The following is a 4,950-nucleotide window of genomic DNA, read 5'->3' on the forward strand; positions in this document are numbered from 1 at the left end:
GATAGATGATGAAACCGGAGACCTTGTACCTAAATACTCCATTCCTAGAGATGCAAATCCTACAGTTAAAGAGTTAAAGAAACTTGCCAAAGAAGCTGAAACTGTCTTTATCGCAACCGATGAGGATCGTGAGGGTGAGGCTATCGGATACCACATTGCAAAAGCGATAGGAAAAGAGCCTACTGAGCTTCCACGTATTGTCTTTCATGAAATTACCAAAAATGCCATACAGCATGCGCTTGAAGCACCTCGTAAAGTAGATATGGATTCTGTAGATGCACAGCAGACAAGAAGATTGCTTGACCGTATCGTAGGGTATAAACTTTCACCTTTACTTGCAAGTAAGATCCAAAAAGGACTTAGTGCAGGTAGAGTACAGAGTTCTACTTTGAAACTGGTTGTAGAGAAAGAACGTGAAATTAAAGCTTTCATCCCTGAAGAGTTTTGGACTATAGATGCACTTTTTGAAAAAGACATCGATGCTTCTATCTATGACTATAATGGTCTAAAGATAGACAAATTGACTGTCAAAAATGAAGCAGATGCAACAGAGATAGTTACTTCTGCCAAAGGTGAATCATTTGTCGTTGTTTCACTTGAAAAGACCAAAAGAAAGACCAAAACACCTCCACCGTTTATGACATCGACCCTTCAGCAGGCAGCCTCTACCCAACTGGGATTTTCGCCTAAAAAAACGATGATGGTAGCGCAAAAGCTTTACGAAGGTGTAAAAACAGACCAGGGACCAATGGGTGTTATCACCTATATGAGAACCGACTCAATGAACCTTGCAAAAGAAGCGGTAGAGTCAGCCAGAGAATACATTCTGAATACCTATGGAGACAAATACCTCCCGGCTAAAGCCAAGAACTATGTAACAAAGTCTAAAGGTGCTCAAGAAGCGCACGAGGCTATACGCCCGACTATGGTTGAGTTTGACGGCAAGAAAGCTGCAGACTATCTTTCTGTAGATGAACTTAAGCTCTATAGACTTATCTACAACCGTTTCTTAGCCTGCCAAATGACAGAAGCCGAAATGGAATCACAAACACTCCTCTTTAAAGGGGATAAATGTACATTCAAAGCAAGTGGTAGAAAACTTCTTTTTGATGGTTTTTACAAAGTCACAGGGCATGGAGACAAAGACAAACTTTTACCAGAGCTGGAAAAAGGTCAAGCCGTGAGCATGGATGAGATCAAGCAAGAGCAACACTTTACCGAACCGCCGGCACGATACAATGAAGCCAGTCTTATCAAAAAGTTGGAGTCACTGGGTATCGGTCGTCCAAGTACCTATGCACCAACTGTCACAACACTTCAAACACGTAAGTACATCGAGTTAGAGAAAAAACGTATCATTCCTACCGAGATAGCCTTCACTGTCACAGAAATGCTTGAAGAGCACTTCCCTGAGATAGTAGACAGCGGATTTACTTCAAAAATGGAAGAGACACTTGATGAAATAGCAGAAGGAACTGCTCAATGGCAACCCATCCTTAAAGCTTTTTATACGCCTTTTTTACAAAAAGTAGAAGAGGGCAAGAAAAATATTAAAAGTCTTAAGATAGCCATTCCAACAGGTGAAAATTGCCCCAAATGTGATTCTGAGCTTCTTTTACGTAAAGGACGTTATGGTGAATTTATTGCCTGCAGCAACTTCCCTAAATGTAAATACACGAAAAATACGGATGGTACAGAAGTAGAAGGCCCGGAAGAAACAGACGAAAAGTGTGAAAAATGTGGTTCGATGATGGTCATCAAAAACTCTAAGAGAGGAAAATTCCTTGCCTGTTCTGCGTACCCAAAATGTAAAAATGCAAAGTCTCTTGAACCTGCCAAAGAATTGACAGTTCCGTGTCCCGAATGTGGAGGGAAGATACAGGAGAGAGAAGGAAAAAGAGGAAAGTTCTTTGGCTGTGTGAACTACCCAAAATGTAAGTTCATCGCCAACTTTGAACCGGTCGATAAAAAATGTCCTGAGTGTGACTACACCATGGGTAAAAAAACCCTCAAAAGTGGTGATGTCTATGAGTGCTTTAAATGTAAACATAAAGAAGAGGCAAAGTAACCCTTATGAAACAACAAATATTTTTATGTGCTATCAACAACATCCTTAGCGGGACCTGCCAAGAGGACTGTAAGTTCTGTACTCAAAGTGTCAGATACCATGCAGATATCCAACGCTATAACTACAAAAAAATAGAACAGATCGTCTCAGAAGCAAAAGTCGCAAAAGCCAATGGTGCCTTAGGCTACTGTCTTGTCACTGCAGGCAAAGGTCTTGATGACAAGAAAGTTGACTTTGTTGCGCGTGCTGCACAGGCAGTGAAAGCTGAAGTCAAAGACCTCAACCTTATCGCATGTAATGGTACAGCCACCAAAGAACAGCTCCGCTACCTGCAACAACATGGTATCGACAGCTATAACCACAACCTTGAAACCTCTGAACGTTACTATGCAGATATCTGTCAAACACATGCCTGGAGTGAACGTTATGAAACTTGTGAGAACGTAAAGTCAGTAGGCTTGGCACTTTGCTCTGGTGGGATCTTTGGGATGGGAGAAACAAAAGAAGACAGAGACTCACTTCTTGATTCTATCGCGTCCCTTAGTCCAGAATCAACCCCTCTTAACTTTTATCACCCAAACCCTGCACTTCCTATAAAAACAAGGAATATAGAATTGGATGAAGCTGTAGCTATCATCAAAAAAGCCCGTAGCTTATTGGGTGAGGATAGACTTCTTATGGTCGCAGGAGGACGTGAACTTTTATTTAATGGTAAAGAGGAGCTCATGTTTGAATCTGGGGCAAATGCCATGGTCATAGGAAACTATTTAACTACCCAAGGAATCGAAGCAAGTAGTGATAAAGAGATGCTTGATAGATTGGGATATAAAGTAGCCACAAGCTGTGATACACACTAATATCACCCTGATACTCACGCTGTCACTCTTGATATGGGGCAGCCCTTTTGTTGCCAAATTTTTACGTTTACCTATTCCCCCGGTAGAGATAATTCTAGGGTCTATTTTTGCCTACCTTGGATTGGTTGGGCATAACGAATACTTTACGCTTATTGCAGAGGTCGGGTTCCTCTATCTCATGTTTTTAGCAGGGATGGAAGTAGACTTAAAACAGATTACAAGCAGCCCTAAAATAGTGATACAAAGGTCTATGCTATTCCTCTTCTTTATGGTTGTATTTTCTATTATATTCGGGTTCATCTTTGATCTTCATGCTATTGTAATTATTTCGATGCCACTTATATCCATAGGCTTATTGGCCTCTTTATCAAAAGTATACGGGAAAGAAGAATCATGGATACGTTTAGCCTTTATCGCTGGAGTACTGGGTGAAGTTTTAAGTATCGCTGCACTTACGATCTTTGATGCTGCTATCACTACAGGATCTCCTTTAGATCTTGTTTTGAAAATCGGTTATTTGCTCCTGTTTATCTTCGTGATATACATACTCTACAAAATGTTCAATCTGCTTTTTTGGTGGTATCCAGAACTAAAAAGTACATTGGTCCCAAAACTGGATACTTCTGCACAAGATATACGTCTCTCTATGGCCCTATTCTTTATCTTAATCGCCGTAATGTTGTCATTAGAATTAGAAGTTGCCCTGGGTGCATTTATCGCGGGGATAGCCATCTCTGCATTCTTCCATCATGAAAAAGAACTTGAAGATAAAATGTCCAGTCTTGGCTTTGGCTTTTTGGTGCCTCTCTTCTTTATCCATGTAGGGGCATCATTTGACTTAAAGGCACTCCCACTGGAAGGTGTCGTCTCAGGAGCACTGCTTATTACGGTATTGATGATCGTTTCCAGATTGTTTGCTGCGATTGTATTAAAAGGGATTAGTGGTGGTTCAAAAGATGCTGTACTTATTGCACTTTCACTCTCTATGCCATTAACGCTACTTGTGGCAGTTGCAACAATTGGGTATGATACAAAGTTATTGGATCTGTTAACCTATTATCAACTTATCTTGGCAAGTATTTTTGAAATTTTGATCTCTATGACTGTTATTAAAATGTTACAAGCGAACAAACAGCGAATGAAAGAAAAATCACAGAATTAAAAGAGTGGAAAGGGGTTACTCTTCCCTTCTCATCTCTTGAACTGCTTCCCAGTATGCCATATCAGCAGCATCTTTTGCTGCTTTTTCTTCCGCCGCGATATCAATATCTACAACATTTGATTCAGTAGCAGCTTTTTTTGCAGCTGCTTCTTTTTCAGCTAACATTTCTTCTGCTGCTTTAGCTTCTGCCGCTATTCTTTCTAATTCTGCTTTTTCTTCTGCTTCTTTAGCAAGCTTTTCTGCTCTTGCTTTCTCATAGGCTTCAACTTCAAGTCTCTCTAGTTCGGCCTGTGCTTCTGCTTTTTTTAACTCTTCTTCTTTGGCAGAGCTTTGCATTAACATTTCTTCTTTTTCTTTTTGAATACGCGCCTCTTCAATTTTTTTCGCTTCAAGAGCTGCTGCCTTCTGCGCTTCTTCTTTTTTCTTTGCTTCATCTATAGCTTTTTGACGAATAGCCTCTGCTCTATCATCTTCAGATTCTTGTTCAACTTCTATTGCAGCCTCAGCATCATCAAGTGCCTCCTCTTCCTCTACAGCTTCAGAAGCTTCAATTCCGTCCTCTTTGACTTCTTCTTCCTCATCATCAAACTCATCATCAGATCCTGCCGCTTCTCTAAGATCAGAGAGAAATGAATGTGTTTCTTTATCAATATCTCTAAAACCGGATGCATTCGCACTCACAAATAATACTGCCATTACTGCCCATAGATACTTTCTCATACTTTACTCCTTAGGTTCTAACTGTTTTAATTCAAAATACTCTTTTTGAAGTCTTTGATTTTCTACTTTTAATATTTTCTCTTCAAGAGACAAGCCTTGTTTTTTCTCTTTTAACTGATTCAAAACAGTTAGTGAGTTCTCCC

4 protein-coding genes are annotated in these 4,950 nt (G+C 40.2%); 3 read left to right on the forward strand and 1 reads right to left on the reverse strand.

The features are described from left to right. The 3 genes from topA to ABYK33_RS13715 form a co-directional block, all read left to right on the forward strand. Window positions 1–2,068: type I DNA topoisomerase (topA, locus tag ABYK33_RS13705; RefSeq protein ID WP_373033840.1), on the forward strand; the 2,068-nt coding region annotated here is incomplete at its 5' end. A 5-nt stretch (window positions 2,069–2,073) separates the two neighbouring features. Then, window positions 2,074–2,925 (forward strand): biotin synthase, encoded by an 852-nt coding sequence (locus ABYK33_RS13710; RefSeq protein WP_373033841.1) that lies wholly within the window; start codon window positions 2,074–2,076, stop codon window positions 2,923–2,925. Continuing rightward, entirely contained in the window at window positions 2,912–4,087 is a 1,176-nt protein-coding gene (locus ABYK33_RS13715) for a cation:proton antiporter (protein ID WP_373033842.1), read from the forward strand. The genes ABYK33_RS13710 and ABYK33_RS13715 overlap by 14 nt, the downstream gene beginning before the upstream one ends. A gap of 15 nt (window positions 4,088–4,102) precedes the next feature. On the opposite strand, the gene ABYK33_RS13720 is transcribed toward ABYK33_RS13715, so the two are convergent. Then, window positions 4,103–4,807: a hypothetical protein gene (locus ABYK33_RS13720; RefSeq protein ID WP_373033843.1), complete on the reverse strand. Its 705-nt coding sequence runs from the start codon at window positions 4,805–4,807 to the stop codon at window positions 4,103–4,105. Window positions 4,808–4,950 lie beyond the last annotated feature (143 nt).

This window comes from Sulfurovum sp. (genome assembly GCF_041562805.1).
Taxonomy (GTDB): domain Bacteria; phylum Campylobacterota; class Campylobacteria; order Campylobacterales; family Sulfurovaceae; genus Sulfurovum.